Raw genomic sequence first — 1,690 nt, 5'->3', positions numbered from 1 at the left:
TCATTTTCAGAAGACGACTGCACCAGTTGATTGGGCGTAATGGCTGTTGTGCAGCCAGCTCCTGACAGTTCAATATCAGAAGTGATCTGCACCAATCTCGACTATGCTCAATACTCGTGTGGGCTCTGTTGCAAAAATCGTGAAGCTTGAGCATGCTTGGCGGAGATTGGACGGACGGAACGATGACGGATTTCAAGTGGCGCCATTTCCAGGGTGATGTGATCCTGTGGGCGGTGCGCTGGTATTGTCGCTATCCGATCAGCTATCGCGACCTTGAGGAAATGCTGGCGGAACGCGGCATTTCGGTCGACCATACGACGATCTATCGCTGGGTCCAGTGCTACGCCCCGGAGATGGAGAAGCGGCTGCGCTGGTTCTGGCGGCGTGGCTTTGATCCGAGCTGGCGCCTGGATGAAACCTACGTCAAGGTGCGGGGCAAGTGGACCTACCTGTACCGGGCAGTCGACAAGCGGGGCGACACGATCGATTTCTACCTGTCGCCGACCCGCAGCGCCAAGGCAGCGAAGCGGTTCCTGGGCAAGGCCCTGCGAGGCCTGAAGCACTGGGAAAAGCCTGCCACGCTCAATACCGACAAAGCGCCGAGCTATGGTGCAGCGATCACCGAATTGAAGCGCGAAGGAAAGCTGGACCGGGAGACGGCCCACCGGCAGGTGAAGTATCTCAATAACGTGATCGAGGCCGATCACGGAAAGTTAAACATCATGAGGGAAGCGGTGATCGCCGAAGTATCGACTCAACTATCAGAGGTAGTTGGCGTCATCGAGCGCCATCTCGAACCGACGTTGCTGGCCGTACATTTGTACGGCTCCGCAGTGGATGGCGGCCTGAAGCCACACAGTGATATTGATTTGCTGGTTACGGTGACCGTAAGGCTTGATGAAACAACGCGGCGAGCTTTGATCAACGACCTTTTGGAAACTTCGGCTTCCCCTGGAGAGAGCGAGATTCTCCGCGCTGTAGAAGTCACCATTGTTGTGCACGACGACATCATTCCGTGGCGTTATCCAGCTAAGCGCGAACTGCAATTTGGAGAATGGCAGCGCAATGACATTCTTGCAGGTATCTTCGAGCCAGCCACGATCGACATTGATCTGGCTATCTTGCTGACAAAAGCAAGAGAACATAGCGTTGCCTTGGTAGGTCCAGCGGCGGAGGAACTCTTTGATCCGGTTCCTGAACAGGATCTATTTGAGGCGCTAAATGAAACCTTAACGCTATGGAACTCGCCGCCCGACTGGGCTGGCGATGAGCGAAATGTAGTGCTTACGTTGTCCCGCATTTGGTACAGCGCAGTAACCGGCAAAATCGCGCCGAAGGATGTCGCTGCCGACTGGGCAATGGAGCGCCTGCCGGCCCAGTATCAGCCCGTCATACTTGAAGCTAGACAGGCTTATCTTGGACAAGAAGAAGATCGCTTGGCCTCGCGCGCAGATCAGTTGGAAGAATTTGTTCACTACGTGAAAGGCGAGATCACCAAGGTAGTCGGCAAATAATGTCTAACAATTCGTTCAAGCCGACGCCGCTTCGCGGCGCGGCTTAACTCAAGCGCTCAAGATACTGATCAAGCCGGTGCGCGGTTTCAAATCGATCCCCACGGCCTATGCCACGATCAAGGGATTCGAAGTCATGCGAGCCCTGCGCAAAGGACAGGCTCGCCCCTGGTGCCTGC

The 1,690-nt window shown here is 55.4% G+C and carries 1 protein-coding gene and 2 pseudogenes; all 3 read left to right on the top strand.

The window, feature by feature from the left end; translation table 11 throughout:
* Nucleotides 1-152: 152 nt before the first annotated feature.
* Nucleotides 153-707: pseudogene (locus tag ERD78_RS19945) on the top strand (IS6 family transposase); the annotation flags it as partial.
* Nucleotides 708-722: 15 nt separating this feature from the next.
* Nucleotides 723-1,514, top strand: a complete 792-nt coding sequence (gene aadA1 / locus ERD78_RS19940) for an ANT(3'')-Ia family aminoglycoside nucleotidyltransferase AadA1 (RefSeq protein ID WP_001206316.1) — start codon at nt 723-725, stop codon at nt 1,512-1,514.
* A 55-nt stretch (nt 1,515-1,569) separates the two neighbouring features.
* Nucleotides 1,570-1,690, top strand: a pseudogene (locus ERD78_RS19650) (IS6 family transposase); the annotation flags it as partial.

This window comes from Allopusillimonas soli, from assembly GCF_004153445.1.
GTDB classification, from domain to species: domain Bacteria; phylum Pseudomonadota; class Gammaproteobacteria; order Burkholderiales; family Burkholderiaceae_B; genus Allopusillimonas; species Allopusillimonas soli.
This window is presented reverse-complemented; position numbering and strand designations above follow the sequence as displayed.

Bases quoted from the DNA above. Each gene is read 5' to 3' on its own strand.
- aadA1 (WP_001206316.1), top strand. From the start codon at position 723: ATGAGGGAAGCGGTGATCGCCGAAGTATCGACTCAACTATCAGAGGTA.